Consider the following 26532-nt stretch of genomic DNA (forward strand, 5'->3'; position numbering starts at 1 on the left):
GGGAGCCCTCCCTCACATGCCGTAGGCTTGTGGGGTTGGGCGCCCGTCGCCCTGACCGACTTACTACGCCGTAGGTCCCCGCACCGCACCCGTCCCGCCACTGAGTGGGGAGAGGGATGGCGCATACAGGAAACCCCGGCGAGAGAGGCCGAAGGCCAATTCATGACCATGACTGATCCGATCGCAGACATGTTGACGCGTCTGCGTAACGCGAACTCGGCATACCACGACTCCGTCGTGATGCCGCACAGCAAGATCAAGTCGCACATCGCGGAGATCCTCCAGCAGGAGGGTTTCATCACCGGCTGGAAGGTCGAGGACGCCGAGGTCGGCAAGAACCTCGTCCTCGAGCTGAAGTTCGGCCCGAACCGTGAGCGTTCGATCGCCGGCATCAAGCGCATCTCGAAGCCGGGTCTGCGCGTGTACGCGAAGTCCACCAACCTGCCGAAGGTGCTCGGCGGCCTGGGCGTGGCGATCATCTCCACGTCCCACGGTCTCCTGACCGGCCAGCAGGCGCAGAAGAAGGGCGTGGGTGGGGAAGTCCTCGCCTACGTCTGGTAGTCGGGAACGGAGGAAAAGCTAATGTCGCGAATCGGCAAGCTCCCCATCCAGGTTCCCGCCGGTGTGGACGTCACCATCGATGGCCGCACGGTCACCGTGAAGGGTTCCAAGGGCACCCTCACGCACACCGTTGCCGCGCCGATCGAGATTGTTAAGGGCGAGGACGGCGTTCTCAGCGTCACCCGCCCCAACGACGAGCGTCAGAACAAGGCCCTGCACGGCCTGTCCCGCACGCTGGTGGCGAACATGATCACCGGTGTGACCCAGGGATACGTCAAGGCGCTCGAGATCAGCGGTGTCGGTTACCGCGTCGCCGCGAAGGGCTCCAACCTGGAGTTCCAGCTCGGCTACAGCCACTCGATCCTGGTGGAGGCGCCCGAGGGCATCTCCTTCAAGGTCGAGTCGCCGACCAAGTTCTCGGTCGAGGGCATCGACAAGCAGAAGGTCGGCGAGGTCGCCGCTAACATCCGCAAGCTGCGCAAGCCCGACCCGTACAAGGCCAAGGGCGTGAAGTATGCCGGCGAGGTCATCCGCCGCAAGGTCGGAAAGGCGGGTAAGTAAGCCATGGCATACGGTGTAAAGATCGCCAAGGGTGACGCGTACAAGCGCGCCGCCATCAAGCGCCGCCACATCCGCGTCCGCAAGCACGTCTCCGGTACGCCGGAGCGTCCGCGCCTGGTCGTGACGCGCTCCAACCGCCACATCGTGGCTCAGGTCATCGACGACATCGCGGGCCACACGCTCGCGTCGGCGTCGACCCTGGACACCTCGATCCGTGGCGGCGAGGGCGACAAGAGCGCCCAGGCCAAGCAGGTCGGTTCCCTGGTCGCCGAGCGCGCCAAGGCCGCCGGCGTCGAGGCCGTCGTGTTCGACCGTGGTGGCAACAGGTACGCCGGGCGCATTGCCGCTCTGGCTGACGCCGCCCGCGAAGCCGGGCTGAAGTTCTGAGCCCCGGTTCCGGGACTAACGGACGTAACAGAGAGAGGTAAATCCAATGGCTGGACCCCAGCGCCGCGGAAGCGGTGCCGGTGGCGGCGAGCGGCGGGACCGGAAGGGTCGCGACGGCGGCGCAGCTGCCGCCGAGAAGACCGCGTACGTTGAGCGCGTTGTCGCGATCAACCGCGTCGCCAAGGTTGTGAAGGGTGGTCGTCGCTTCAGCTTCACCGCGCTGGTCGTGGTGGGCGATGGTGACGGCACCGTCGGCGTCGGTTACGGCAAGGCCAAGGAGGTGCCGGCCGCCATCGCCAAGGGTGTTGAGGAGGCCAAGAAGCACTTCTTCAAGGTCCCCCGTATCCAGGGCACCATCCCGCACCCGATCACGGGCGAGAAGGCCGCGGGCGTCGTCCTGCTCAAGCCTGCTTCCCCCGGTACCGGTGTTATCGCCGGTGGCCCGGTGCGCGCCGTGCTCGAGTGCGCGGGCGTGCACGACATCCTGTCGAAGTCGCTCGGCTCCTCCAACGCGATCAACATCGTGCACGCGACCGTGGAGGCCCTGAAGGGCCTGCAGCGTCCCGAGGAGATCGCGGCTCGCCGTGGTCTGCCGCTCGAGGACGTCGCCCCCGCGGCTCTGCTGCGTGCGCGTGCGGGAGCGGGTGCGTGATGGCCCGCCTCAAGATCACGCAGACGAAGTCGTACATCGGCAGCAAGCAGAACCACCGCGACACCCTGCGTTCGCTCGGGCTCAAGCGCCTGAACGACGTGGTCGTCAAGGAGGACCGTCCCGAGTTCCGCGGCATGGTGCACACCGTCCGCCACCTCGTGACGGTCGAGGAGGTCGACTGATATGGCGGAGCAGAAGCCGCTGAAGGTCCACAACCTCCGTCCCGCCCCCGGTGCCAAGACCGCGAAGACCCGTGTCGGTCGTGGTGAGGCGTCGAAGGGTAAGACGGCCGGTCGTGGTACCAAGGGCACCAAGGCCCGTTACCAGGTTCCGGAGCGCTTCGAGGGTGGGCAGATGCCCCTCCACATGCGTCTCCCGAAGCTCAAGGGCTTCAAGAACCCGTTCCGCACCGAGTACCAGGTCGTGAACCTGGACAAGCTGGCCGCCCTGTACCCGCAGGGTGGCGAGGTCACCGTTGCCGACCTGGTCGACAAGGGTGCCGTGCGCAAGAACAGCCTCGTCAAGGTCCTGGGCCAGGGCGAGATCTCCGTGGCGCTGCAGGTGACGGTTGACGCCGTCTCCGGCTCCGCCAAGGAGAAGATTGCCGCCGTCGGCGGCACCGTCACCGAGCTCGTCTGAGAAGACGCCTCGATGGCTTGAACATCCGACCGGGGATGCCTCTCAAAAGGGGCATCCCCGGTTGGTCGTTCCAAGGGGGGCATGGTCGCCGGTAAGGTGGCGTGCACTGTTGCTGTATTCACCCCGGGGGCATGCCCCCGGACCCCCGCCGCGCGGTACGTCCGCAGGGGTGTTCCGTGCGGCTCTTGCCCGATACGTATTCGTCGATCCTCAAGACCGTCACCTCTGACGCAGAAGCGCGGGGGTCGCAGGAGGCACCGTGCTCACCGCGTTCGCCCGGGCGTTCAAGACGCCCGACCTGCGCAAGAAGCTGCTCTTCACACTTGCCATCATCGTTCTGTACCGCCTCGGGTCCCATATTCCGGTCCCGGGCGTGAGTTATCAGAACGTACAGATCTGTGTGGAAGCGGCCCAGAAGGGCAACAACAGCCTGTTCGGGCTGGTGAACATGTTCAGCGGCGGCGCGCTGCTGCAGATCACCATCTTCGCGCTCGGCATCATGCCGTACATCACGGCGAGCATCATCCTGCAGCTGCTGACCGTGGTCATCCCGCGGCTGGAGGCCCTCAAGAAGGAGGGTCAGTCCGGCACCGCGAAGATCACGCAGTACACGCGTTACCTCACGGTGGCACTCGCCGTGCTGCAGGGCACCGGCCTGGTGGCCACCGCCCGCAGCGGTGCGCTCTTCAGCGGCTGTCAGGTGGCGACCGAGATCGTTCCGGACCGCTCGATCTTCACCACGGTCGTCATGGTCGTCACCATGACCGCGGGCACCGCGGCCGTCATGTGGCTCGGTGAGCTGATCACCGACCGCGGCATCGGCAACGGCATGTCGATCCTGATGTTCATCTCTATCGCCGCCGGCTTCCCCGGAGCCCTGTGGGCCATCAAGGAGAGCGGCAAGCTCGCCAAGGGCTGGATCGAGTTCAGCACGGTCATCCTGATCGGCTTCGTGATGGTGGCTCTCGTCGTCTTCGTCGAGCAGGCCCAGCGCCGTATCCCGGTGCAGTACGCGAAGCGGATGATCGGCCGCAGGTCCTACGGCGGTACGTCCACATACATCCCCCTCAAGGTGAACCAGGCGGGTGTGATTCCCGTCATCTTCGCCTCGTCGCTGCTCTACATCCCGGCGCTCGTCGCGCAGTTCTCCAGCTCGAACGCCGGCTGGAAAACCTGGATCGAAGCCCACTTCGTCAAGGGTGACCACCCCTACTACATCGCTACGTACTTCCTTCTGATCGTGTTCTTCGCCTTCTTCTATGTGGCGATCTCGTTCAACCCCGAGGAAGTCGCGGACAACATGAAGAAGTATGGTGGCTTCATCCCGGGTATCCGGGCAGGTCGACCTACTGCCGAGTACCTGAGCTACGTGCTCAACAGGATCACTTGGCCGGGCTCGCTGTACCTGGGTCTGATTGCTCTTGTCCCGACGATGGCGTTGGCAGGCTTCGGAGGCGCGAACCAGAACTTCCCGTTCGGCGGGACGAGCATCCTCATCATCGTGGGTGTGGGTCTGGAGACCGTGAAGCAGATCGAGAGCCAGCTCCAGCAGCGCAATTACGAAGGGTTCCTCCGCTGATGCGAATCGTCCTCGTCGGACCGCCCGGTGCAGGGAAGGGAACGCAGGCAGCGTTCCTCGCCAAGAGTCTGTCGATCCCGCACATCTCCACGGGCGACCTCTTCAGGGCCAACATCTCCCAAGGCACGGAGCTGGGGAAGCGGGCCAAGGCGTACATGGACGCCGGCAACCTGGTCCCCGACGAGATCACCATCGCGATGGCCCGGGAGCGCATGGCCCAGCCGGACGCCGGCAACGGCTTTCTGCTGGACGGCTTCCCGCGCAACGTCTCCCAGGCCGAGGCGCTCGACGCCGCCCTGGAAGAGGACGGGGTGAAGCTGGACTCCGTGCTCGACCTGGAGGTCCCCGAGGACGAGGTCGTCAAGCGGATCGCGGGCCGCCGCATCTGCCGCAACGACAGCGCGCACGTGTTCCACGTGACGTACGCCCCGCCGAAGACCGAGGGTGTCTGCGACGTCTGCGGCGGCGAGCTGTACCAGCGCGACGACGACTCCGAGGAGACCGTGCGCAAGCGGCTCGAGGTCTACCACACGCAGACCGAGCCGATCATCGACTACTACAAGGCCCAGGGCCTGCTGGTCACCATTTCCGCGCTGGGTACGGTCGCCGAGGTGACCGCCCGGGCGATGGAGGCGCTGCAGGTGGACAAGGCCGCCCAGGCCTGAGCCGCGGGCAGCAGCACAGAACGCACAGAGTACGGCCGCGGTGTCCATCGGATGCCGCGGCCGTATTGTTGACAGGCCCCTACCGGAGCCGGAAACCCGAGCCAGAAAGGCGCCCGCCGCAATGGTGCAGATCAAGACCCCCGAGCAGATCGCGAAGATGCGCGAGGCGGGACTTGTCGTCGCCGCCATCCACGAGGCCACCCGTGAGGCCGCGGTCCCCGGCGCCACCACCCGCGATCTGGACGAGGTCGCGCGCAAGGTGATCTCCGACCACGGAGCGAAGTCCAACTTCCTCGGCTACGGCGGGTTCCCCGCGACGATCTGCACCTCGGTCAACGAGGTTGTCGTCCACGGCATCCCCGACGACAAGACGGTCCTCAAGGACGGCGACGTCATCTCCATCGACGCCGGCGCGATCGTGGACGGCTGGCACGGGGACGCGGCGTACACGGCGTTCGTGGGCACGGGCCACGCGCCGGAGCTGATCGAGCTCTCCCGGGTCACCGAGGAGTCGATGTGGGCCGGTATCGCCGCGATGAAGAACGGCAACCGGCTCGTCGACGTCTCCCGTGCCATCGAGACCTACATCCGCCGCCAGCCGAAGCCGGGCGGCGGCAAGTACGGGATCATCGAGGAGTACGGCGGCCACGGCATCGGCACCGAGATGCACATGGACCCGCATCTGCTGAACTACGTCTCCAGGAAGCGCGGCCGCGGCCCGAAGCTGGTCCCCGGCTTCTGCCTCGCGATCGAGCCGATGGTCTCGCTCGGCACCCCGCACACCGAGGTGCTGAAGGACGACTGGACCGTCATCACGACGGACGCCACCTGGTCCTCGCACTGGGAGCACTCGGTGGCGCTGACCGAGGCGGGTCCGCTGGTGCTGACGGCCCCCGACTGCGGCCGGGCGAAGCTCGCCGAGCTGGGCGTCACGGCTGCTCCGGACCCTCTGGCCTGAAGCCGCGCGTAACGATCTCTGCGGATGGGCAGACTTGCCGGATTCGTCTTTTCGAATGCCCTGACGTAGACTGATGCGTCGGCTCTCGTGCACCCGTGTGTCCGCATACGGCGACGAGAGTCGATCAAGGTAGCCGATTCGAAAGGCGAAGCGTGGCCAAGAAGCAAGGTGCCATCGAAATCGAGGGCACCGTGATCGAGTCCCTCCCGAACGCCATGTTCAAGGTGGAACTCCAGAACGGTCACAAGGTCCTCGCGCACATCTCCGGCAAGATGCGGATGCACTACATCCGTATCCTCCCGGACGACCGGGTCGTGGTGGAGCTCTCTCCGTATGACCTGACGCGTGGCCGGATCGTCTACCGGTACAAGTAGATCTTGCCCGCACCCGCCTCCGCGCGGGTGGTGGCACTGACCCGGAGAACCTCACATCCCATGAAGGTCAAGCCGAGCGTCAAGAAGATCTGCGACAAGTGCAAGGTGATCCGCCGTCACGGCCGGGTCATGGTCATCTGCGACAACCTGCGCCACAAGCAGCGCCAGGGCTGACGCACGCCGACCTGCACCTCGCAGTTCTTCGCGCGACGTAAGTAATTCGTACATACGCAGTGCCCGTCCAAGCCACGGCTGACGACACCTCCGGCGGGGGCCGGGGACCCGGGCGTACCACCTCTCCTGATCCAGGAGAGGTCGGCGGTCGGGAGCGGTACTGCGGAAGACCCCCGAACACACAGGAGCCATTGAATGGCACGCGTTTCCGGTGTTGACATCCCGCGCGACAAGCGTGTGGAGGTCGCACTCACCTACGTCTTCGGTATCGGCCGCACCCAGTCGAAGGCGACTCTCGCCGCGACCGGTGTGAACCCGAACACCCGCGTTCGTGACCTGGCCGAAGAGGACCTGGTCAAGATCCGCGAGTACGTGGACGCCAACCTCAAGACCGAGGGTGACCTCCGTCGCGAGATCCAGGCCGACATCCGCCGCAAGGTCGAGATCGGCTGCTACCAGGGTCTGCGTCACCGTCGCGGCCTGCCGGTCCACGGCCAGCGCACCAGCACGAACGCGCGTACCCGCAAGGGCCCGCGTCGCGCCATCGCCGGCAAGAAGAAGCCGGGCAAGAAGTAGTCCGCAGCAGGACGCTGCGGGATATCGGGGGGCGACCCCCGAGCCCCCGCACAGCCAGCGGTCTTCGCTGTAGGACCGACCACCTCCGTAGGAGTTAAGACATGCCCCCCAAGGGACGTCAGGGCGCTGCCAAGAAGGTGCGCCGCAAGGAAAAGAAGAACGTCGCTCACGGCCACGCGCACATCAAGAGCACGTTCAACAACACGATCGTGTCCATCACGGACCCGAGCGGCAACGTGATCTCCTGGGCCTCCGCCGGCCACGTCGGCTTCAAGGGCTCGCGCAAGTCCACCCCCTTCGCCGCGCAGATGGCCGCCGAGTCGGCCGCCCGCCGCGCGCAGGAGCACGGGATGCGCAAGGTCGACGTCTTCGTCAAGGGTCCCGGCTCCGGCCGTGAGACCGCGATCCGTTCCCTCCAGGCCACGGGCCTCGAGGTCGGTTCCATCCAGGACGTCACCCCCACGCCGCACAACGGCTGCCGTCCCCCCAAGCGGAGGCGCGTCTGACCTCAGGTGCTGACGCATCTGTGGCAGATGTGGGATTCGGGCGGTACGCCCCTTCGGGGTCGTATCGCCCGTACCCTTGCAGTAGTGCAGTAATTTGGAGTACCGGGCCACCGCCCGGTGAGTCGGGCGTCAAATAGCGGGCGCCCCCGACTGAAGGAAACACACCATGCTGATCGCTCAGCGTCCCTCGCTGACCGAAGAGGTCGTCGACGAATACCGCTCGCGGTTCGTGATCGAGCCGCTGGAGCCGGGCTTCGGCTACACGCTCGGCAACTCCCTCCGCCGTACGCTCCTCTCCTCGATCCCGGGTGCGGCGGTCACGTCCATCCGCATCGACGGTGTCCTGCACGAGTTCACCACCGTGCCGGGCGTCAAGGAGGACGTCACCGACCTGATCCTGAACATCAAGCAGCTGGTCGTCTCCTCGGAGCACGACGAGCCGGTCGTGATGTACCTGCGCAAGCAGGGTCCGGGTCTGGTCACCGCCGCCGACATCGCCCCTCCGGCCGGTGTCGAGGTGCACAACCCCGACCTGGTCCTCGCCACGCTGAACGGCAAGGGCAAGCTGGAGATGGAGCTGACCGTCGAGCGCGGTCGCGGCTACGTCTCCGCCGTGCAGAACAAGCAGGTGGGCCAGGAGATCGGCCGTATTCCGGTCGACTCGATCTACTCGCCGGTGCTCAAGGTCACGTACAAGGTCGAGGCGACCCGTGTCGAGCAGCGCACCGACTTCGACAAGCTGATCGTCGACGTCGAGACCAAGCAGGCCATGCGCCCGCGTGACGCCATGGCGTCCGCCGGTAAGACCCTGGTCGAGCTGTTCGGTCTCGCCCGCGAGCTCAACATCGACGCCGAGGGCATCGACATGGGCCCGTCCCCGACGGACGCCGCCCTGGCCGCCGATCTGGCCCTGCCGATCGAGGAGCTCGAGCTCACCGTTCGGTCGTACAACTGCCTCAAGCGCGAGGGCATCCACTCCGTGGGTGAGCTCGTCGCGCGCTCCGAGGCCGACCTGCTCGACATCCGCAACTTCGGTGCGAAGTCGATCGACGAGGTCAAGGCGAAGCTGGCCGGCATGGGCCTGGCCCTCAAGGACAGCCCGCCCGGATTCGACCCGACCGCTGCCGCCGACGCCTTCGGCGCCGACGACGACGCGGACGCGGGCTTCGTGGAGACCGAGCAGTACTGAGCCGTACGCCACGGCTGAGGCGCTGTCCTCACAAGCCGGACGGGTCCGATCTTCGGACCCGTCCGGCGGGCGTGAAAGCTTCCGGCGGGCGGCCGTCCGCCGGTAACTGACACCGGTACCTGATACGGCCGGTGCAGATCACAAGGAGAAACACCATGCCGCGTCCCACCAAGGGAGCCCGTTTCGGCGGCAGCGCCGCGCACGAGCGTCTGCTTCTCGCGAACCTGGCGAAGTCGCTGTTCGAGCACGGCCGCATCACCACGACCGAGGCCAAGGCCCGCCGCCTGCGTCCGGTCGCCGAGCGCCTGATCACCAAGGCGAAGAAGGGCGACATCCACAACCGTCGCCTGGTGCTGCAGACGATCACGGACAAGGGCATCGTCCACACGCTCTTCACCGAGATCGCTCCGCGTTACGCCGAGCGCCCGGGCGGCTACACCCGTATCACCAAGATCGGCAACCGTCGTGGCGACAACGCCCCGATGGCTGTGATCGAGCTGGTCGAGGGTGAGATCGCGAAGAAGGCGACCGTCGACGAGGCCGAGGCCGCCACCAAGCGCGCGGTCAAGGAGTCCGACGCCAAGGCCGCGGAGTCCAAGGTCGAGGAGACCAAGGCCGACGAGGCTGCCGAGGCTCCGGCCGAGGAGTCGAAGGACGCCTGAGCCTGCTTCAAGGCTGGTTGAGCGGGCCCGTTCCCCACGTGGGGAACGGGCCCGTTCCTCTTGAGAGGATTGATCGCGTGAGCGATGACGTGGAGCCCGGGCACGTACGGGTGCGGCTGGACCTTTCGTACGACGGCAAGGAATTCTCCGGCTGGGCCAAGCAGGCCCGCGGGCAGCGGACCGTGCAGGGCGAGATCGAGGACGCGCTGCGTACCGTGACCCGGTCGTCCCGGACGTACGAGCTGACGGTCGCCGGGCGTACGGATGCCGGTGTGCACGCCCGTGGTCAGGTCGCGCACGTCGATCTGCCGGAGTCGGTGTGGGCCGAGCACCGGGACAAGCTGCTGCGGCGGCTGGCCGGACGGCTGGCGCACGACGTGCGCGTCTGGAAGGTCGAGGAGGCCCCGGCCGGATTCAACGCCCGCTTCTCGGCGATCTGGCGGCGTTACGCGTACCGGGTGACGGACAACCCGGGCGGTGTCGATCCGCTGCTGCGCAGTCATGTCCTGTGGCACGACTGGCCGTTGGACGTCGAGGCCATGAACGCGGCCGCACAGAAGCTGGTGGGGGAGCACGACTTCGCGGCCTACTGCAAGAAGCGCGAGGGCGCCACGACCATCCGCACGCTCCAGCGGCTGTCCTGGGAGCGGGACGCCTCCGGGATCATCACGGCGACCGTGCGCGCGGACGCCTTCTGCCACAACATGGTGCGTTCGCTGGTCGGAGCGCTGCTGTTCGTCGGTGACGGGCACCGGCCGGTGGACTGGCCGGCGAAGGTACTGGCCGCGGGCGTACGGGACTCGGCCGTCCATGTGGTGCGGCCGCACGGGCTCACACTCGAGGAAGTCGGTTACCCCGCCGACGGGTTGCTGGCCGCCCGGAACCGGGAGGCCCGCAACAAGCGGTCGTTGCCCGGGTCAGCCGGCGGGTGCGGTGGCTGCGGCTGAGGCCTGCGCCTCACCGCGTCTGCGGATCTGACGGAAGGTGAACTCCCCCAGGTCGTCGCCGATCTGGAAGGCCTTGTCGTCTCCCTTGGTGATGGACTTGGCCTTGGTGTAGCCGGTGTAGGTGATGAAGGCGTACCGGCCGTAGGAGTTGTACGTGGACCGGCAGACCGGCCCGCCCTTGCAGAACGTGGGGACTCCGGCGCCGGGCAGAGGCGCGATGCTGCCGGACGCCTGCTGCACCGCCTTCTTGGCCTTGGCCTCGTTCTCGAACGTGGCGACGCCGACGGTGACCGCGATGTCGCCAGCGCTGTAGGTGGCGCGGAAGACCTGGTCGCAGCCGTTGTTCTCGAGGGCCGCTCCGAGGGCGCCCCGGGTGGCGGCCGCACAGTTGCCGGTGCGGGCCGTGGCGCCCTTGGCGTAGACGCGGTCGCCCATCGTGAGCTTCTTGCCGGGGAAGAGGGTGTCGGCGCTCAGCGTCGCCGTGTCCTTCTTACGGTCCGAGATGAAGTCCTTGGGGTCCGGCGGGGGCAGCGGGGCCACCGAGGAGAACGAGGGCTCGGGCTCCGTGGTGTTCTGCGGCAGATCGGGCGGCGCGGGCCGCTGGCTGATGCTGTCGTCGGCGGTGTTGCGGCCGTCGTCCTTGGTGGACGAGACGATCGCGGTTGCCACGACTCCGGCGATGAGCGCGGTCGCGAGCGCGCCGCCGCCGACCATCAGCAGCCGCTTGCGGCGGGTGCGCGCGGCGGATGCGTCGGCGAGCGCGGCCCAGTCGGGCGTGCTCGCGTCGTCGTTCGCCCGGTGCCCGAACCGATCGCCGCCGCCCGGGCCCGAGTTGTACGGGTCCTGCCCTCGATACGCGTTGCGTCCGCCGTACTCGCCCTGCCCCCCGAACCGGCTCCGCCCTCCGTACGGGTCCTGCCCTCCGTACGGATCCTGGTCCTGTCCTCCGGGGCCCCAGTGAGGTCCCCCCTGCCCAAAGCTCATGCCGCGCATCCTAAACCTGTTGGGCGGGGGCGTCCTCGGCAGTGAGACTAGGGACATGGGACATGTGGAAGCGGCGCATCTCGAGTACTACCTGCCGGACGGACGGGTGCTCCTCGGTGATGCGTCGTTCCGCGTCGGCGACGGCGCGGTAGCTGCGCTGGTGGGAGCCAACGGAGCCGGGAAAACCACCCTGCTGCGGCTGATCGCGGGCGAGCTGCAACCGCACGGCGGCTCGGTGGGCGTCAGCGGCGGACTCGGTGTGATGCGGCAGTTCGTGGGATCGGTGCGCGACGAGCGCACGGTCCGGGACCTCCTGGTGTCTGTGGCCCAGCCGCGGATCCGGGAGGCGGCGGCCGCTGTGGACGCCGCGGAGCACGCGATCATGACCGTCGACGACGAGGCCGCGCAGATGCGGTACGCACAGGCACTGAGCGACTGGGCGGAGGTGCGCGGGTACGAGGCCGAGACCGTCTGGGACATGTGCACGATGGCGGCGCTGGGGGTGCCGTACGAGAAGGCGCAGTGGCGGCAGGTGCGCACGCTCTCCGGCGGTGAGCAGAAGAGGCTGGTGCTGGAGGCGCTGCTGAGGGGGCCCGACGAGGTGCTCCTGCTGGACGAGCCGGACAACTATCTGGACGTCCCCGGGAAGCGCTGGCTGGAGGACCGGCTGAAGGAGACCCGTAAGACGGTCCTGTTCGTCTCCCACGACCGGGAGCTGCTGGCGCGGGCGGCGGAGCGGATCGTCGCCGTGGAGCCGGGGCCGGCCGGGTCGGACGTATGGGTGCACGGAGCGGGCTTCGCGACCTTCCACGAGGCGCGGCGGGATCGGTTCGCGCGCTTCGAGGAACTGAAGCGGCGCTGGGACGAGGAGCACGCACGGCTGAAGGCGCTCGTGCACCGGTTGCGGCAGCAGGCGGCGATCAGCCCCGACATGGCGTCGCGCTACCGGGCGATGCAGACACGCTTCAAGAAGTTCGAGGAGGCCGGCCCGCCGCCGGAGCCGCCGCGCGAGCAGGACATCAGGATGCGACTGCGGGGCGGTCGCACCGGGGTTCGGGCGCTGACGTGCACGGACCTGGAGCTCACGGGCCTGATGAAGCCGTTCTCCCTGGAGGTCTTCTACGGGGAGCGGGTGGCGGTGCTCGGCTCGAACGGCTCCGGCAAGTCGCACTTCCTGCGGCTGCTGGCGGGGGAGTCCGTGGCGCACACGGGCGAGTGGAAGCTGGGCGCGCGGGTGGTGCCGGGCCATTTCGCGCAGACGCACGCCCATCCGGAACTGCTGGGCCGGACGCTGGTGGACATCCTGTGGAAGGAACACGCGAAGGACCGGGGCGGGGCGATGTCGGTCCTGCGGCGGTACGAGCTGGAACGCCAGGGCGACCAGCCCTTCGAGAAGCTGTCGGGGGGCCAGCAGGCGCGCTTCCAGATTCTGCTGCTGGAGCTGTCGGGCACGACGGCGCTGCTGCTGGACGAGCCGACGGACAACCTGGACCTGGAGTCGGCGGAGGCCCTCCAGACGGGCCTGGAGGCGTACGACGGCACGGTGCTCGCGGTCACGCACGACCGGTGGTTCGCCCGGTCCTTCGACCGGTACCTGGTGTTCGGCGCGGACGGGGTGGTCCGGGAGACGGCGGAGCCGGTGTGGGACGAGCGGAGGGTCGAGCGCGCGCGGTGACCTTGGGCGGTCTGCGGGGGCGTGGCAGGGATGCGGGCGGTCCGCGGGGGCGTGGCAGGGATGCGGGTGGTCGGTGGGGGCGTGGCACGGATGCCGACGGTCCGCGGGATGCAGTGACCGTCGCCACGGCGGGCCCACGCGGCAGAGCCGCATGGCGGGGTGCGGGGTCCCGGGCCGGGGGCGGCGTCGTGCCGGAGGGGCGTGTCCGGCCCGGACGCCAGGGGCGGGGGCCTGCCCCGGGACCGCAGCCTCGCGTCGGTCCTCCGGGGACGAGGGTTTGCCCTGGTCCGGGGCCGGTTTGGTGCCTCAGGGCGGCCGGGTTCGGCCTGGACGCCGGGGGCGCCTGCCTCGGGACCACGGCCTCGCGGGCCTCCCGGGGGCGGGGGGCCGTCCTGGTCCGGGGGCGGCCCGGGGCGGCCGGGTCTGGCCCGGACGCCAGGGGCCGGGCCCTCGGGACCGCAGCCTCGCGTCGGACCCCCGGGGGCGGTTTCGTGGCGCAGGAGGGTCAGGGGCTGGGGCCCCGCCCCTGAGGCCGCGGCCTTGCGCCGCTATGCCAGGGGCGGCAACCGCCATTACAGTGGCGGCCGTTGTGCGGGGTGGGGCGGACCCGGGGGCGTGCATGCAGAGTGACGGGGTGGCGGACGCGATCGAAGCGGCGCACCGGAGTTTCGGGCCGTTCACGGTGCTGGCCGAGCTGGCCAGCGGTGGGATGGGGCGGATCTATCTCGCCCGCTCGCCCGGCGGGCGTACGGTCGCAGTCAAGACGCTGCTCACCGACAGCGCGGACGACCGGCGCCGGTTCGCTCGCGAGGTGGTGCTCGCGCAGCGCGTCCGGGGCGTCTTCACAGCGAGCGTCGTCGAGGCGGACGCGCACGCCCCGGTGCCGTGGATGGCGACCGAGTACATTCCCGCGCCTTCTCTGCGGGATCTGGTCGAGGGGTGCGGGACCCTCGGGCCGAGTGCCCTGTACTGGGTGGCGGCCGGCATGGCGGAGGCCCTGGTCTCGATCCACGCGGCCGGTCTGGTGCACCGCGATGTGAAGCCGTCGAACGTCCTGCTCCCGGCCGAAGGCCCCCGGGTGATCGACTTCGGCATCTCGCAGGCCGGTGATGTGACCCGGACGCAGGCCGCGCTCGGGACGGTCGCGTACGCCGCGCCCGAGCAGGCGCGGGGCGAACCCACCACCGCCGCCTCGGACGTCTTCTCGCTGGGGGCGACCCTGTTCTTTCTCGCGGTGGGCCGTGCGCCGTACCGCGACGGGGGCGCGGGCTCCGCGATGGAGCAGCTGGTGCGTGCCGCGACGGGCGAGCTCGACGTCTCCGGCCTGCCGCCGGAGTTCGAGCCGCTGGTCCTGCCGTGTCTGGCGCTGGACCCGGCGGACCGGCCCGCTCCCGCCGACGTCCTCGAGCTGTGCGCCTCCCGGCTGGGGGAGCGGCCGGAGGCCCGTGGTGGCGAGGACTGGCTGAATCCGGCGTGGATCGAGGCCATCGAACGGCACCGGGAGCGGCGGACCCGCGCGGTGGAGGTCGCCCGGCGGCGTGTGGAGCCGGACGCCGTGACGAAGGCGGTGCCCCCGACCCGGCCGACCTCACGCCTGCCGGCAGAGGTTCCCGCACCGCGTACACGGCTCTGGTGGGCGGGCGGCGGAACCGCGCTTGCCGTGGTGCTCGCGGTGGTCCTGGTCGTACGCCCCTGGGAGAGCGGCGGTGAAGGGAACACGGCCGCGGGCCGGCCGGACGGGCCCGTACGCATCCTGGAGGTGGAGAGCGAGTCCCCCGGGGTGTGCCCGTCAGGTTCGCCGACGGACTTCGCTTCGCGGACCCCCGCACCCGACGGCCGGTCCTTCACTTCGGACGACCGCCAGACGTGCGTCATCGCCTCGACGGCCCCGGGGATGACGGTGAACCGCTTCAAGGAGGTCAGCGCCTTCGAGAACAAGGAGCCGGGGCAGGAGGGCTGGGCTGTCCAGGTCACGTTCCAGGACACCGACCGTGCGAAGTTCGCCGAGCTGACCGGGAAGATCGCGGGACGCGACCTGCCGGTGAACGACCCGGGGGGCATGCTGGCGATCGTCCAGGGGGACAACCGCCTGCTGGCCAGCGTCGCGATCCGTGACCCGCTGACGGGGGGGTCCGCGGTCTTCGCCACGAGGCTCAGGAAGAACGAGGCCCGGTTCCTTGCCCAGGCCCTCGGCGCCCCCTGACGACGGCGTTTTGACCCGCCAGGGGGACCGCGGGTATTCTTCTGGTTCGTTATGCGTATTGGCTTGCTCTATCTCACGTGAGGGGCCCTTACGCCGGTTCACCGGGCCGATGACCAGCGGCAGGCACTCGGGTTGCGTCCCCGTAGGGCCGCCAAGGCTGTCGTGATCGTCCGGGTGGCCTTGTCAGGACCCGTTCTCCTGTGCCCTTGCGGGCCGGGGGGATACCCACTCACTGAAGAAGCGAAGGCTACGACCGTGCGTACGTACAGCCCCAAGCCCGGCGATGTCACGCGCCAGTGGCACATCATCGACGCGCAGGACATTGTCCTGGGCCGTCTGGCGACTACGGCAGCGAACCTCCTCCGGGGCAAGCACAAGCCGATTTACGCCCCCCACATGGACATGGGCGACTTCGTCATCATCATCAACGCCGAGAAGGTTCACCTCTCCGGCAACAAGAAGACCCAGAAGATGGCGTACCGCCACTCCGGGTACCCGGGTGGTCTGCGCTCCGTCCGCTACGACGAGCTGCTTGCCAAGAGCCCGGAGAAGGCTGTGGAGAAGGCCATCAAGGGCATGATCCCCAAGAACACCCTGGGTCGTCAGATGCTCTCGAAGCTGAAGATCTACGCGGGCGAGAACCACCCGCACGCTGCTCAGCAGCCGGTCCCGTTCGAGATCACCCAGGTCGCGCAGTAGTTCCGGCCACCCCCTAAGACGTACAGAAAGATCTGAGGAGAATCGTGGCCGAGACCACTGCAGAGACCCCCGTCGAGGGCACCGAGGCTGAAGAGACCTTCGCCGAGGTGACCACCTTCGAGTCGGAGGTTCCCGTCGAGGGCGAGTACACCAGCGAGTCCCTGGCGTCCCGCTTCGGCGACCCCCAGCCGGCAGCCGGCCTGGGCCGTCGCAAGAACGCCATTGCCCGCGTCCGGATCGTTCCGGGCACCGGCAAGTGGAAGATCAACGGTCGCACCCTTGAGGAGTACTTCCCCAACAAGGTGCACCAGCAGGAAGTCAACGAGCCCTTCAAGGTGCTCGAGCTCGACAACCGCTACGACGTCATCGCCCGTATCTCGGGTGGCGGCGTTTCCGGCCAGGCCGGCGCCCTGCGCCTCGGTGTGGCCCGCGCGCTGAACGAGGCCGACCCGGACAACAACCGTGGCGCCCTGAAGAAGGCCGGCTTCCTCTCCCGCGACGACCGTGCGGTCGAGCGCAAGAAGGCCGGTCTCAAGAAGGCCCGTAAGGCCCCGCAGTACAGCAAGCGCTAAATCGCACGCTGGCCTGTACAGCTTGTACGGCTTTTCGTTCGCCCCGGCGGCACTCGGTGCTGCCGGGGCGTTCGTTTACCGCTCGAAGACCTCGGGCGTATAACGGTTCGAGCATTCACCCATTCTCGGAGGACAACAGTGGGACGACTCTTCGGAACGGACGGTGTACGCGGTGTCGCCAACGCGGACCTGACGGTGGAGCTCGCGCTCGGCCTGTCGGTCGCGGCGGCGCACGTGCTGGCCGAGGCGGGCACCTTCGCAGGCCATCGGCCGACCGCCGTGGTCGGACGCGACCCCCGCGCATCCGGAGAGTTCCTGGAGGCGGCCGTCGTGGCGGGCCTCGCGAGCGCGGGCGTGGACGTGCTGCGCGTCGGTGTGCTGCCCACCCCGGCCGTGGCCCATCTGACGGGCGCGCTCGGCGCCGACGTCGGAGTGATGCTCTCCGCCAGCCACAACGCGATGCCCGACAACGGCATCAAGTTCTTCGCCCGCGGCGGCCACAAGCTCGCCGACGAGCTCGAGGACCGTATCGAGCAGGTCTACGAGCAGCACCGGACCGGTGAGCCCTGGGAGCGCCCGACGGGTGCCGGCGTGGGCCGTGTGACGGACTACGACGAGGGCTTCGAGAGGTACGTGGCCCACTTGATCGGCGTACTGCCGAACCGGCTCGACGGTCTGAAGGTCGTCCTCGACGAGGCGCACGGTGCGGCCTCCCGGGTCTCGCCCGAGGCCTTCGCGCGTGCCGGGGCCGAGGTCGTCGCGATCGGCGCGGAGCCCAACGGCCTCAACATCAACGACGGCTGCGGTTCGACGCACCTCGGCCTGCTGAAGGCCGCGGTCGTCGAGCACGGAGCCGACTTCGGTGTCGCCCACGACGGCGACGCCGACCGCTGCCTCGCCGTGGACGCCGCGGGCAACGAGGTCGACGGCGACCAGATCCTCGCCGTGCTGGCGCTGGCCATGCGCGAGGCGGGCACGCTGCGCGGGAACACCGTGGTCGCGACCGTCATGTCGAACCTCGGCTTCAAGCTGGCCATGGAGCGCGAGGGCGTCGAGGTGGTGCAGACCGGGGTCGGCGACCGTTACGTCCTGGAGGCCATGAAGGCGCGTGGCTTCGCGCTCGGCGGTGAGCAGTCCGGGCACGTCATCGCGCTCGACCACGCCACCACCGGCGACGGCACGCTCACCGGTCTGATGCTGGCGGCCCGGGTCGCCGCGACCGGCCGCTCGCTGGCCGAGCTGGTCGGGGTGATGGAGCGGCTGCCGCAGGTGCTGGTCAACGTTCCTGACGTGGACAAGTCGCGGGTGGAGACCTCGGCGGAGCTGGCGAGCGCGGTCCTCGAGGCGGAGAGGGAGCTGGGCGCGACCGGTCGCGTACTGCTGCGTCCGTCCGGCACCGAGCCGCTGGTGCGGGTGATGGTCGAGGCCGCGGACATCGAGCAGGCGCGCAGCGTCGCGGGCCGGCTGGCCGACGTCGTGAAGTCCTCGCTGGGCTGACGAGGCGGTCCTGAGCGCCGTGTCCCGTTCCCGCAGAGGGAGGGACACGGCGCGCACACGGCCGAAGCCCTGCCGTTGCGCACACCATGCCCGTCAGCGGCACGACGAGTTGCACGTTCGGGGCATTCTCGACCTGTTCAGCCCGACGTGTTCAGCCCGACCGAGCGCCCGGCCTAGCCGGAGCGCTGCGCTGTGCGCCGGTGCTGAAGGGCCCACAAGCCCTTCTGGGCCAGCAGCGTCAGCGTGCCCGCAAGCACGATGCCGAGCAGATTCAGCAGCAGTTGCTCGGTGGAACCCCACGCCTGCTCGTACTCGGAGAAGCTGAAGGCGACCGCGGCGTTGGCCGCCGCGGGGACGGTTGTCACGGAGATCGCGACACCGACCAGGGCGCCGGACTTCGCCGAGGTCAGCGAGAGCATGCCGGCGGCGCCCGCCAGCAGCGCGACGACGAACGAGAACTCGTCCGGGGCGTAGATGAAGGCTGTGTTGGGGCGATCGGCGTCCAGCTTCGCCCGGGAGAACAGATCCAGCGCGTCCATGAGGTTGCTGAATCCCACAGTCAGCAGCATGGCTGCGGCGAAGCCCACGATCAGCGCCACGCACGAGCGCCAGGCCAGCCGCGGGGCACGCTGGACCAGGGCCGTACAGATCCCGGCCAGCGGGCCGAACTCCGGGCCGACCGCCATCGCGCCCACGATCAGGATCGCGTTGTCGAGGACGACACCGCAGGCCGCGATCATCGTCGCCAGGGTCAGGAACGCGAGGTAGGTGACGCTGAGCGTCGATTCCTCGTGGGTCGCTTCCTCCAGGTGCTCCCAGAGCACCGCGTCGACGCCCTCGCCCGGCGCTTCGTCCTCGGCCTTGTCGGCACGCTTCGACAGCGACAGGTCGATGTTCTCGACGGCGATCGAGCCGGTCTCGTGGATGCCGAGGTCGCGCAGCGCGCCGATCAGCTTGTCGCCCGCCTCGCGTGCCACGTCGCACATCACCAGGTCGCCCTGGGGATTGCGGGCGGCACCCGGGACGACGGCGAGATGCGTCGTGCCGACGGTCCTCTCGATGAGGGAGACCACCTCGTCGGTCCGGTCGGCCGGGGTGATCATCCGCAGATGCAGCACGCGGGCGACTCCTCGCAGTCGTCAGGCCTGTCGGGCGTTCGGGTGTTCGGGCGTCGCGCTTCAGAGCTTGCGCAGCGACAGGCGCTGCACCTTGTGGTCGGGCCCCTTGCGCAGCACCAGTGTGGCGCGGCCGCGCGTGGGTGCCACATTCTCCAGCAGATTGGGCTTGTTGATGGTCCGCCACATGGTGCGTGCGTAGTCCAGGGCCTCCTCCTCGGAGACCTGGGTGTACTTCCGGAAGTACGAGAACGGGTTCTGGAACGCGGTCTCGCGCAGCTTGCGGAAGCGGTTGAGGTACCAGGTCTCGATGTCCTCGGGCCGCGCGTCGACATACACGCTGAAATCGAAGTAGTCGGCGAGCCCGACCCGCGTGCGCCCGTCCGAGCCGGGCAGTGCCGGCTGGAGCACGTTGAGTCCCTCGACGATGAGGATGTCCGGGCGGCGTACGGTCAGACGCTCGTCCGGGACGATGTCGTAGATCAGGTGGGAGTAGACGGGTGCGGTGACCTCGTCCTTTCCGGCCTTGATGTCGGCGACGAACCGGGTCAGTGCCCGGCGGTCGTACGACTCCGGGAAGCCTTTGCGTGACACCAGGCCGCGGGCCTGGAGTTCCTTCATCGGCAGCAGGAAACCGTCGGTGGTGACCAGCTCGACGCGCGGGTGCTCGGGCCAGCGGGCGAGCAGGGCCTGCAGCAGGCGGGCGACGGTGGACTTGCCGACCGCGACGGAACCGGCGACCCCTATGACGAAGGGGGTGCCGCGCTGGGCGCCGTGCCCGTTGCCGGCGTCGCCGAGGAAGGTGTTGAGGGCACCCCGCAGCTCGGCCGTGTTCTGGACGTACAGGTTGAGCAGCCGGGAGAGCGGCAGATAGACGTCCCGTACCTCGTCCAGGTCGATGACGTCACCGAGCCCGCGCAGCCGCTCGACCTCCTCGGCGCTGAGAGGCAGTGGTGTTCTCTCGCGCAGGGCGCTCCACTCCGCGCGGGTGAGGTCGACGTACGGCGTCGACGCAGGCTCGGCCCGGCGGTGGGAACTTCGTGGCGGCGAAGAGATCACAGGGCCATTGTCGGGTGTGCGGGGCGTGCGTGGCGGGTGGGATCCATCACGCCGGGGTCCCGGCGCCCGGCCGGAAGCCGGTGGCGTACGTCACAGTCATGGCTGAGGCGGGCGTCGACCGTCCGCGCAGCGGGCGAGGTGTGGAGCCGGGGCGTCGCCGGTGCTGTACATCTCGTATGGAGTATCCGCTGAGCCGACGTGGACACATACGGCTGCCTCGACGGCGTGTTCCAGGGCACGGGCACGGTCGTCGTCAAGACGCGCGGCATCCCGGTGGTCCTGCCGGTCACGCCCACCACCTTCGCCGACTGCAACGCGGTCGTCGCCTGGTCGGCCGCGTCGCGCCTCCCCCGTCCGGTCCGCCGGTCACCACCGGTACGTGCCGTATCCGGCGACGGATCGAGCAGTGTGTCCGGCCGTGCCCGGAGGGCGGCGGGCGTCAGCCCGGCTGCGCGCTGACCCGTCCGGCCTTGATCGCGTCGAGGAGAGCCTGATGGTCGCGCTCGTTCCGGTCGGCGTAGCTTTCGGCGAACTTCGCCAGCGCGCGGTCGAAGACATCGTTGCTGCCCAGATAGGCGGCGATGGCGATGCGGTCGCCCGATCGGGCATGGGCGCGGGCGAGGGTGGCTCCGCACTGCTCGCCGAACACCCGCATCCCCCGTGGCACCATCAACGACGGCTCGGCGACGAACTTCCAGTCCCGCAACTGGCGTACGTAGAAGTCCCGGTCGCGGCCGTCGATCCCTGGAACCCGTTCCCAGCCGAGAAAGATGTCGCTCGAGGCCTGCATGAGGCGCTGCCCGGCCACCACCCTCTCGCCCTGGGTGGCGAACTCGCTGCTCCCGACATACGGGGCCAGGACGGAGACATCGGCCTCCTTGGCCTGGAGCAGCAGCGGATCGTTCTCGTCCCGGCCGAGCAGCAGCACGATCCAGCAGCGGGTGCCGACGCTGCCGACGCCCACCACCTTGCGTGCCATGTCCACCGGGCTGAACTCCTGGAGCAGGTGCCGGCGGTCCGACTGGAGGCTCTTCCCGTATCGGTCGATCAGGCTCCGGATGGTCTCCTCGAGCATCCCTCGTTCCACGTCCGGCAGAAGATCGGAGAGAGGCGTGATGACGGGCGGAGCCGGAGCGATCCGGCGCTCCCCGTCGACGATCCGGGTGAGCTTCTCGAAAGCCTGGAGGCTGTCACGGGTGCGCGCCTTGGCCAGTGACCGTGACAGCTGCTCGCGGCCCCGCTTGCGCAACTCTCCGGACACGAGAGACGCCAACTGGTCGGCGTCGGTCCGGGCGTACCAGACGTCGAGTGTGCGCATTCCGGCGAAACGGCGCATCTGTTCGCGGTACGACCGCACGGCGGATCGGACGATCGTGCGACGTTGCGCATCCGTGAAGCCGTTCTCCCGGCCGGCGATGACGAGGCTGGCTGCCAGCCGCTTCACGTCCCATTCCCAGGGGCCGGGCAGCGTCTCGTCGAAGTCGTTGATGTCGAAGAGCAGATGTCGCTCGGGAGAGGCCAGAAAGCGGAAGTTCATCATGTGGGCGTCGCCGCACAGTTGGGCGCGCAAGCCCGAGTCCCTGGTCGTGGCCAGATCGGCCGCCATGATCGCGGCAGCACCCCGGTAGAAGCGGAAGGGGGATTCCGACATCCGCCCGTAGCGGATCGGGACGAGTTCCGGCACTCGCGTCGCGGACTGCTTCTCGATGATGTCCACCGGATCCGGCCGATGCCGGGATGGCGCGAATTCGGCGTGGGAGGACCGGGGAGCACGCGCCCGCGCCGCTCTTCCCCTGGCCGCGCGCTCCACAGGGGACAGCTGCACCTGTCGCGTGACCGTCATTGGCTTCCGCTTCACCTCGTACCCTCCGATCGGCACGGCCCACGTCCAGCAAACCCCACATCAGGTCGGACGGCACTCCGGCCCGGGCACGGCCGAGGACGGGGCGCCGAGTCCTGAGGAGCGGCAGCCGTCGGCACTCATGCCGAGCCGCGTCGCGGGTCGTAGGCTGCGGACATGTGCGGAATCGTGGGTTACGTCGGCGGGCAGTCGGCGCTTGATGTGGTCGTCGCCGGGCTGAAGCGGCTCGAGTACCGCGGCTACGACTCGGCCGGGGTCGCCGTGCTCGCCGATGGCGGGCTCGCGGCGGCGAAGAAGGCGGGGAAGCTCGTCAACCTGGAGAAGGAGCTGACGGAGCGGCCGCTGCCGAGCGGGACCACCGGGATCGGGCACACGCGATGGGCCACGCACGGCGCGCCGACCGACGCCAATGCGCACCCTCACCTGGACAACGCCGGGCGCGTCGCCGTCGTGCACAACGGGATCATCGAGAACTTCGCCGTTCTGCGCGCCGAGTTGGAGGACCGCGGGCACGATCTGGAGTCGGAGACCGACACCGAGGTCGTGGCGCATCTGCTGGCCGAGGCGTTCTCGTCGGCCGGGGATCTGGCGGAGTCGATGCGGCAGGTGTGCCGGCAGCTGGAGGGTGCTTTCACGCTGGTCGCCGTGCATGCGGACGAGCCGGATGTGGTGGTGGGCGCGCGGCGGAACTCCCCGCTGGTGGTGGGCGTTGGCCAGGGTGAGTCCTTCCTCGCCTCGGACGTGGCCGCGTTCATCGCCCACACGCGGTCCGCGATAGAGCTGGGACAGGACCAGGTGGTGGAGCTCCGCCGGGACGGCGTGATGGTCACCGACTTCGACGGCAGGCCCGCGGATGTGCGGGCCTACCACGTGGACTGGGACGCTTCCGCGGCCGAAAAGGGGGGTTATGACTACTTCATGCTCAAGGAGATCGCCGAACAGCCCAAGGCGGTCGCCGATACGTTGCTCGGCCGTATCGACGCGGCAGGGTCGCTGAGTCTCGACGAGGTACGGATCCCGGTGTCCGTGCTGCGTGAGGCGGACAAGGTCGTCATCGTCGCCTGCGGGACGGCGTTCCACGCGGGGCTGATCGCCAAGTACGCCATCGAGCACTGGACCCGTATCCCGTGCGAGGTGGAGCTGGCGAGCGAGTTCCGCTACCGGGACCCGATCCTGGACCAGCGGACGCTGGTGATCGCGATCTCGCAGTCCGGCGAGACCATGGACACCCTGATGGCGCTGCGGCACGCCCGTGAGCAGGGCGCGAAGGTTCTGGCGATCTGCAACACCAACGGGTCCACGATCCCACGGGAGTCGGACGCCGTGCTGTACACGCACGCCGGCCCCGAGGTCGCGGTCGCCTCGACGAAGGCGTTCCTGACGCAGCTGGTGGCCTGCTATCTGGTCGCGCTGTATCTGGGGCAGGTCCGCGGCACCAAGTGGGGCGACGAGATCCGGGCCGTCGTCCGGGACCTGGCGCACATCTCCGGCGAGGTCGAGCGCGTGCTGGAGACGATGGAGCCGGTGCGGGAGCTGGCGCGCTCGCTGGCGGACAAGAACACGGTGCTGTTCCTGGGACGGCATGTGGGCTATCCGGTGGCGCTGGAGGGGGCGCTGAAGCTCAAGGAGCTGGCGTACATGCACGCGGAGGGGTTCGCGGCCGGGGAGCTCAAGCACGGTCCGATCGCGCTGATCGAGGAGGATCTGCCGGTGGTGGTCGTCGTGCCGTCGCCGCGCGGGCGTTCCGTGCTCCACGACAAGATCGTCTCCAATATCCAGGAGATCCGGGCCCGCGGGGCGCGGACCATCGTGATCGCGGAGGAGGGGGACGAGGCGGTCGCGGCGTACGCGGACCACCTGATCCGTATCCCGGTCACGCCGACGCTGCTGCAGCCCATGGTCGCGACCGTGCCGTTGCAGGTCTTCGCGTGCGAGCTGGCGACGGCGCGAGGCAACGAGGTGGACCAGCCGAGGAATCTGGCGAAGTCGGTGACGGTGGAGTGAGCGCGTGATCATCGGGGTGGGGATCGACGTCGCCGAGATCGACCGGTTCGCCGCGTCGATGCTGCGGACACCGGCGATGGCCGAACGGCTGTTCCTGCGACAGGAGTTGCTGCTGCCCAGCGGCGAGCAGCGGGGTTACGCCTCGCTCGCGGCCCGGTTCGCCGCGAAGGAGGCGCTGGCCAAGGCGCTCGGCGCGCCGGGCGGGCTGCTCTGGACGGACGCGGAGGTGTATGTCGAGGACACCGGTCAGCCGCGGCTCCGCGTGAGGGGCACGGTGGCCGCCAGGGCGGCCGATCTGGGCGTCAAGTCCTGGCACGTGTCGCTCAGCCACGACGCGGGCGTGGCCTCGGCGGTGGTGATCGCGGAGGGCTAGCGGCTGCCGGCGGCACCGGCCAAGCCCGGGTGGTTTCGAGCGCCGGCGCGCTTCGGGGGCACGTCAGCGGTGCGGGCGCCGGTGCTGCCTGCGGGGGCGGGGGCATCGACGGTCCCCTGGCGGGGAGCAGACCGGCAGAACCGGGCGCCGGCCGCCGGGGCCGCAGGCGGTCCGTTGCCCGAGCCGGCTCCCGCCACTTGTGCGGGGTGCCCGCGCGGGCTCGCTTTGGCGGGCATCGACGCCGGCCGGTCGGTGGCACCTCAGGGGCGGCTCCCGTGCTGCCCGCGGGTGCGGGGGCATCGATGGCTCCCCGGTGGGGAGCGGACCGGCGGAGCTCGGGTCGGCCGCCGGGCTGTTGTCCGAGGCGGCGGCGGGCCAGGACGCTTCCTGCCCGGGGGCGGGCGCCCGTAACTTCGCCTCCGGATCGTGCACTTGCGCCGCGCCCCTCCCGCGCGGCCCTGTCGCGCGTGCGGCAGACTCGGAGGCATGCGTACTGCGTACAGCGTGGAGACCGTGCGGCACGCCGAGGTCCAGCTCATGGCCCGCCTCCCCGAAGGCGCGCTCATGCAGCGGGCCGCCGCCGGGCTGGCGGCTGCGTGTGCCGTCCTGCTGGGCCGGGTGTACGGCGCCCGCGTCGTCCTGCTCGTCGGCAGCGGCGACAACGGCGGCGACGCCCTGTACGCCGGTGCCCGCCTCGCCCGCCGCGGAGCCCGCGTCGAAGCGGTGCTGATCGTGCCCGACCGGGCCCACCAGGGCGGGCTCGCCGAGTTCCGCCGCGCGGGCGGCCGGGTCGCGGACGACCCGTTCGAGGCGCTGGCCGTCGCCGACCTCGTCCTCGACGGGATCACGGGCATCGGCGGGCACGGCGGGCTGCGCCCCGACGCCGTCCCCGTGGCGCGCGCCGCCCGCGGCTCCAACGCCGTCGTCGTCGCCGTCGACCTCCCGAGCGGCGTCGAGGCGGACACCGGCGAGGTGCGCGGTGAGGCTATGCGCGCGGATGTGACGGTCACGTTCGGGGCGCACAAACCGGCGCTTCTGATCGACCCGGCCAAGGAGTACGCGGGTACGGTCCGCCTCGTCGACATCGGTCTTGACGACCACCTGCCGGGGCTTCCCGAGCTCGAGGCGCTCCAACACGTGGACGTGGCCCGGATGTTGCCGGCCCCGGCAGCGGAGAGCGACAAGTACCGGCGCGGCGTCGTCGGCGTCGCCGCCGGATCCGCGCGCTACCCGGGCGCGGCGGTGCTCGCGGTGGCGGGCGCGCTGCGCGGCGGTGCGGGGGCCGTGCGGTACGTCGGCCCGGCCGCCGACGCCGTGATCGCCCGGTTCCCGGAGTCCCTGGTGCACGCAGGGCCCCCGGCCAAGGCGGGCCGGGTCCAGGCGTGGGTCGTCGGGCCGGGCCTCGGCGAGGAGGGCGAGGCAGTACGGGAGGTGCTGGACTCGGACGTGCCGGTGCTCGTGGACGCGGACGGGCTGCGGCTGCTCGACGCGGTGGCGGTACGGGTGCGGGGGGAGCGGGGCGCGCCCACCTTGCTGACCCCGCACGCCGGGGAGGCGGCCGCGCTGCTGGGCGTGCCGCGCGCGGAGGTGGAGGGGGCCAGGCTCGCGTCGGTACGGGAGCTTGCCGCGCGTTTCGGGGCGACCGTGCTGCTCAAGGGGTCGACGACGCTGGTCGCCGCGCCCGACGGCGGCAGGTCACCGGTCCGGGTCAATCCCATGGGCACGCCCTGGCTGGCCACCGCCGGCAGCGGTGATGTGCTGTCGGGCCTGGCCGGATCACTGCTGGCCGCAGGGCTCGACGCGCGCGACGCCGGGTCGGTCGCGGCCTATCTGCACGGCCTGGCGGCGCGTCACGCGGCCGCGCAGGGCGTGCCCATCAGGGCGTACGAGGTGGCGGCCGCCCTCCCGTCCGCATGGCGTGACGTGGGCGAATAGGCCGCGAACGGGGTCACGGTGCGGGTCTGTCCGAGTGACCAAGACGACCGCCCGGCGAACGTTTCCCGCCGTACGGCTCTGAGACACTGGGCGCGATGAGCCAGACACCACCGACGCAGGCATCA

28 protein-coding genes and 1 pseudogene are annotated in these 26532 nt (G+C 69.6%); 25 read left to right on the forward strand and 4 right to left on the reverse strand.

Features of this window, described 5'->3' with window-relative positions:
* Nucleotides 1–162: 162 nt before the first annotated feature.
* The 16 genes from rpsH to truA all read left to right on the forward strand — a co-directional run bounded on the left by rpsH (nucleotide 163) and on the right by truA (nucleotide 10430).
* Nucleotides 163–561 carry a 30S ribosomal protein S8 gene (gene rpsH / locus ACFYWI_RS03825; protein ID WP_005313538.1) on the forward strand — a complete coding sequence of 133 codons (399 nt, stop codon included), beginning with the start codon at nucleotides 163–165 and terminating at the stop codon, nucleotides 559–561.
* 21 nt (nucleotides 562–582) lie between these two features.
* Complete coding sequence (gene rplF, locus ACFYWI_RS03830; protein ID WP_389224797.1) at nucleotides 583–1122, forward strand: 50S ribosomal protein L6; 540 nt, start codon at nucleotides 583–585, stop codon at nucleotides 1120–1122.
* Between the two features lie 3 nt (nucleotides 1123–1125).
* Nucleotides 1126–1509: a 50S ribosomal protein L18 gene (gene rplR, locus ACFYWI_RS03835; protein WP_100108608.1), complete on the forward strand. Its 384-nt coding sequence runs from the start codon at nucleotides 1126–1128 to the stop codon at nucleotides 1507–1509.
* Between the two features lie 46 nt (nucleotides 1510–1555).
* Nucleotides 1556–2161 (forward strand): 30S ribosomal protein S5, encoded by a 606-nt coding sequence (gene rpsE / locus ACFYWI_RS03840; protein WP_020132624.1) that lies wholly within the window; start codon nucleotides 1556–1558, stop codon nucleotides 2159–2161.
* Nucleotides 2161–2343, forward strand: coding sequence for a 50S ribosomal protein L30 (gene rpmD / locus ACFYWI_RS03845; RefSeq protein ID WP_005313525.1), 183 nt, complete (start codon nucleotides 2161–2163; stop codon nucleotides 2341–2343). Before rpsE ends, rpmD begins: the two co-directional genes overlap by 1 nt.
* A gap of 1 nt (nucleotide 2344) precedes the next feature.
* Nucleotides 2345–2800, forward strand: coding sequence for a 50S ribosomal protein L15 (gene rplO, locus ACFYWI_RS03850; RefSeq protein ID WP_389224799.1), 456 nt, complete (start codon nucleotides 2345–2347; stop codon nucleotides 2798–2800).
* Between the two features lie 259 nt (nucleotides 2801–3059).
* Nucleotides 3060–4379: a preprotein translocase subunit SecY gene (gene secY, locus ACFYWI_RS03855; protein WP_389224801.1), complete on the forward strand. Its 1320-nt coding sequence runs from the start codon at nucleotides 3060–3062 to the stop codon at nucleotides 4377–4379.
* Nucleotides 4379–5044, forward strand: a complete 666-nt coding sequence (locus ACFYWI_RS03860; RefSeq protein ID WP_389224803.1) for an adenylate kinase — start codon at nucleotides 4379–4381, stop codon at nucleotides 5042–5044. Before secY ends, ACFYWI_RS03860 begins: the two co-directional genes overlap by 1 nt.
* Nucleotides 5045–5165: 121 nt before the next feature.
* Entirely contained in the window at nucleotides 5166–6002 is an 837-nt protein-coding gene (map, locus tag ACFYWI_RS03865) for a type I methionyl aminopeptidase (protein WP_389224805.1), read from the forward strand.
* Between the two features lie 152 nt (nucleotides 6003–6154).
* The gene (gene infA / locus ACFYWI_RS03870; protein WP_003956442.1) at nucleotides 6155–6376 is read left to right on the forward strand and encodes a translation initiation factor IF-1; all 222 of its coding nucleotides are present in this window, start codon (nucleotides 6155–6157) and stop codon (nucleotides 6374–6376) included.
* A gap of 60 nt (nucleotides 6377–6436) precedes the next feature.
* A complete protein-coding gene (gene rpmJ, locus ACFYWI_RS03875; protein ID WP_003956441.1) occupies nucleotides 6437–6550 on the forward strand; it encodes a 50S ribosomal protein L36 in 114 nt (37 codons plus the stop codon).
* A gap of 195 nt (nucleotides 6551–6745) precedes the next feature.
* Nucleotides 6746–7126 carry a 30S ribosomal protein S13 gene (gene rpsM, locus ACFYWI_RS03880; protein ID WP_004946638.1) on the forward strand — a complete coding sequence of 127 codons (381 nt, stop codon included), beginning with the start codon at nucleotides 6746–6748 and terminating at the stop codon, nucleotides 7124–7126.
* 101 nt (nucleotides 7127–7227) lie between these two features.
* Nucleotides 7228–7632 carry a 30S ribosomal protein S11 gene (rpsK, locus tag ACFYWI_RS03885; RefSeq protein ID WP_003956432.1) on the forward strand — a complete coding sequence of 135 codons (405 nt, stop codon included), beginning with the start codon at nucleotides 7228–7230 and terminating at the stop codon, nucleotides 7630–7632.
* Nucleotides 7633–7798: 166 nt separating this feature from the next.
* The gene (locus ACFYWI_RS03890) at nucleotides 7799–8821 is read left to right on the forward strand and encodes a DNA-directed RNA polymerase subunit alpha (protein ID WP_003956430.1); all 1023 of its coding nucleotides are present in this window, start codon (nucleotides 7799–7801) and stop codon (nucleotides 8819–8821) included.
* 155 nt (nucleotides 8822–8976) lie between these two features.
* Complete coding sequence (gene rplQ, locus ACFYWI_RS03895) at nucleotides 8977–9483, forward strand: 50S ribosomal protein L17 (RefSeq protein ID WP_389224807.1); 507 nt, start codon at nucleotides 8977–8979, stop codon at nucleotides 9481–9483.
* 77 nt (nucleotides 9484–9560) lie between these two features.
* Nucleotides 9561–10430 carry a tRNA pseudouridine(38-40) synthase TruA gene (truA, locus tag ACFYWI_RS03900; RefSeq protein WP_389224809.1) on the forward strand — a complete coding sequence of 290 codons (870 nt, stop codon included), beginning with the start codon at nucleotides 9561–9563 and terminating at the stop codon, nucleotides 10428–10430.
* Here truA and ACFYWI_RS03905 read toward each other — a convergent pair.
* Entirely contained in the window at nucleotides 10401–11414 is a 1014-nt protein-coding gene (locus ACFYWI_RS03905) for a hypothetical protein (RefSeq protein WP_389224811.1), read from the reverse strand. The two genes, truA and ACFYWI_RS03905, sit on opposite strands and share 30 nt — an antisense overlap.
* A 55-nt stretch (nucleotides 11415–11469) precedes the next feature.
* On the opposite strand from ACFYWI_RS03905, the gene ACFYWI_RS03910 reads away from it, so the two are divergent.
* From ACFYWI_RS03910 to glmM, 5 genes are all read left to right on the forward strand, one after another.
* Entirely contained in the window at nucleotides 11470–13089 is a 1620-nt protein-coding gene (locus ACFYWI_RS03910) for an ATP-binding cassette domain-containing protein (RefSeq protein WP_389224813.1), read from the forward strand.
* 619 nt (nucleotides 13090–13708) lie between these two features.
* Nucleotides 13709–15292: a protein kinase gene (locus tag ACFYWI_RS03915; protein ID WP_389224815.1), complete on the forward strand. Its 1584-nt coding sequence runs from the start codon at nucleotides 13709–13711 to the stop codon at nucleotides 15290–15292.
* A gap of 255 nt (nucleotides 15293–15547) precedes the next feature.
* A complete protein-coding gene (gene rplM / locus ACFYWI_RS03920) occupies nucleotides 15548–15991 on the forward strand; it encodes a 50S ribosomal protein L13 (protein WP_266381617.1) in 444 nt (147 codons plus the stop codon).
* 44 nt (nucleotides 15992–16035) lie between these two features.
* Nucleotides 16036–16563: a 30S ribosomal protein S9 gene (rpsI, locus tag ACFYWI_RS03925; protein WP_389224817.1), complete on the forward strand. Its 528-nt coding sequence runs from the start codon at nucleotides 16036–16038 to the stop codon at nucleotides 16561–16563.
* 138 nt (nucleotides 16564–16701) lie between these two features.
* Nucleotides 16702–18060, forward strand: coding sequence for a phosphoglucosamine mutase (glmM, locus tag ACFYWI_RS03930; protein WP_389224819.1), 1359 nt, complete (start codon nucleotides 16702–16704; stop codon nucleotides 18058–18060).
* A 173-nt stretch (nucleotides 18061–18233) separates the two neighbouring features.
* On the opposite strand, the gene ACFYWI_RS03935 is transcribed toward glmM, so the two are convergent.
* Together ACFYWI_RS03935 and coaA are read right to left on the reverse strand one after the other, a co-directional pair.
* On the reverse strand, nucleotides 18234–19178 hold the full coding sequence (locus ACFYWI_RS03935) for a DUF389 domain-containing protein (protein WP_389224821.1): 945 nt from the start codon (nucleotides 19176–19178) through the stop codon (nucleotides 18234–18236).
* A gap of 60 nt (nucleotides 19179–19238) precedes the next feature.
* Entirely contained in the window at nucleotides 19239–20234 is a 996-nt protein-coding gene (gene coaA, locus ACFYWI_RS03940; RefSeq protein ID WP_389224823.1) for a type I pantothenate kinase, read from the reverse strand.
* 228 nt (nucleotides 20235–20462) lie between these two features.
* On the opposite strand from coaA, the pseudogene ACFYWI_RS03945 reads away from it, so the two are divergent.
* Nucleotides 20463–20577: pseudogene (locus ACFYWI_RS03945) on the forward strand (AIM24 family protein); the annotation flags it as partial.
* A gap of 96 nt (nucleotides 20578–20673) precedes the next feature.
* Here ACFYWI_RS03945 and ACFYWI_RS03950 read toward each other — a convergent pair.
* Nucleotides 20674–22077: a DUF2252 domain-containing protein gene (locus ACFYWI_RS03950; protein ID WP_389224825.1), complete on the reverse strand. Its 1404-nt coding sequence runs from the start codon at nucleotides 22075–22077 to the stop codon at nucleotides 20674–20676.
* 174 nt (nucleotides 22078–22251) lie between these two features.
* Between ACFYWI_RS03950 and glmS the strand changes: the two genes are divergently transcribed.
* From glmS to ACFYWI_RS03965, 3 genes are all read left to right on the forward strand, one after another.
* Nucleotides 22252–24099 carry a glutamine--fructose-6-phosphate transaminase (isomerizing) gene (gene glmS / locus ACFYWI_RS03955; protein ID WP_389224827.1) on the forward strand — a complete coding sequence of 616 codons (1848 nt, stop codon included), beginning with the start codon at nucleotides 22252–22254 and terminating at the stop codon, nucleotides 24097–24099.
* A 4-nt stretch (nucleotides 24100–24103) separates the two neighbouring features.
* Nucleotides 24104–24472, forward strand: a complete 369-nt coding sequence (locus ACFYWI_RS03960; RefSeq protein WP_389224829.1) for a holo-ACP synthase — start codon at nucleotides 24104–24106, stop codon at nucleotides 24470–24472.
* A gap of 486 nt (nucleotides 24473–24958) precedes the next feature.
* Complete coding sequence (locus ACFYWI_RS03965; protein ID WP_389224831.1) at nucleotides 24959–26407, forward strand: NAD(P)H-hydrate dehydratase; 1449 nt, start codon at nucleotides 24959–24961, stop codon at nucleotides 26405–26407.
* Nucleotides 26408–26532: the final 125 nt, after the last annotated feature.

The sequence above is a fragment of the Streptomyces sp. NPDC002889 genome, from assembly GCF_042888425.1.
Classification (GTDB): domain Bacteria; phylum Actinomycetota; class Actinomycetes; order Streptomycetales; family Streptomycetaceae; genus Streptomyces.

Bases quoted from the DNA above. Each gene is read 5' to 3' on its own strand.
- rpsH (WP_005313538.1), top strand. From the start codon at position 163: ATGACCATGACTGATCCGATCGCAGACATGTTGACGCGTCTGCGTAAC.
- rplF (WP_389224797.1), top strand. From the start codon at position 583: ATGTCGCGAATCGGCAAGCTCCCCATCCAGGTTCCCGCCGGTGTGGAC.
- rplR (WP_100108608.1), top strand. From the start codon at position 1,126: ATGGCATACGGTGTAAAGATCGCCAAGGGTGACGCGTACAAGCGCGCC.
- rpsE (WP_020132624.1), top strand. From the start codon at position 1,556: ATGGCTGGACCCCAGCGCCGCGGAAGCGGTGCCGGTGGCGGCGAGCGG.
- rpmD (WP_005313525.1), top strand. From the start codon at position 2,161: ATGGCCCGCCTCAAGATCACGCAGACGAAGTCGTACATCGGCAGCAAG.
- rplO (WP_389224799.1), top strand. From the start codon at position 2,345: ATGGCGGAGCAGAAGCCGCTGAAGGTCCACAACCTCCGTCCCGCCCCC.
- ACFYWI_RS03860 (WP_389224803.1), top strand. From the start codon at position 4,379: ATGCGAATCGTCCTCGTCGGACCGCCCGGTGCAGGGAAGGGAACGCAG.
- map (WP_389224805.1), top strand. From the start codon at position 5,166: ATGGTGCAGATCAAGACCCCCGAGCAGATCGCGAAGATGCGCGAGGCG.
- rpmJ (WP_003956441.1), top strand. From the start codon at position 6,437: ATGAAGGTCAAGCCGAGCGTCAAGAAGATCTGCGACAAGTGCAAGGTG.
- rpsM (WP_004946638.1), top strand. From the start codon at position 6,746: ATGGCACGCGTTTCCGGTGTTGACATCCCGCGCGACAAGCGTGTGGAG.
- rpsK (WP_003956432.1), top strand. From the start codon at position 7,228: ATGCCCCCCAAGGGACGTCAGGGCGCTGCCAAGAAGGTGCGCCGCAAG.
- ACFYWI_RS03890 (WP_003956430.1), top strand. From the start codon at position 7,799: ATGCTGATCGCTCAGCGTCCCTCGCTGACCGAAGAGGTCGTCGACGAA.
- rplQ (WP_389224807.1), top strand. From the start codon at position 8,977: ATGCCGCGTCCCACCAAGGGAGCCCGTTTCGGCGGCAGCGCCGCGCAC.
- ACFYWI_RS03905 (WP_389224811.1), bottom strand. From the start codon at position 11,414: ATGAGCTTTGGGCAGGGGGGACCTCACTGGGGCCCCGGAGGACAGGAC.
- ACFYWI_RS03910 (WP_389224813.1), top strand. From the start codon at position 11,470: ATGGGACATGTGGAAGCGGCGCATCTCGAGTACTACCTGCCGGACGGA.
- ACFYWI_RS03915 (WP_389224815.1), top strand. From the start codon at position 13,709: ATGCAGAGTGACGGGGTGGCGGACGCGATCGAAGCGGCGCACCGGAGT.
- ACFYWI_RS03950 (WP_389224825.1), bottom strand. From the start codon at position 22,077: ATGACGGTCACGCGACAGGTGCAGCTGTCCCCTGTGGAGCGCGCGGCC.
- glmS (WP_389224827.1), top strand. From the start codon at position 22,252: ATGTGCGGAATCGTGGGTTACGTCGGCGGGCAGTCGGCGCTTGATGTG.
- ACFYWI_RS03965 (WP_389224831.1), top strand. From the start codon at position 24,959: ATGCGTACTGCGTACAGCGTGGAGACCGTGCGGCACGCCGAGGTCCAG.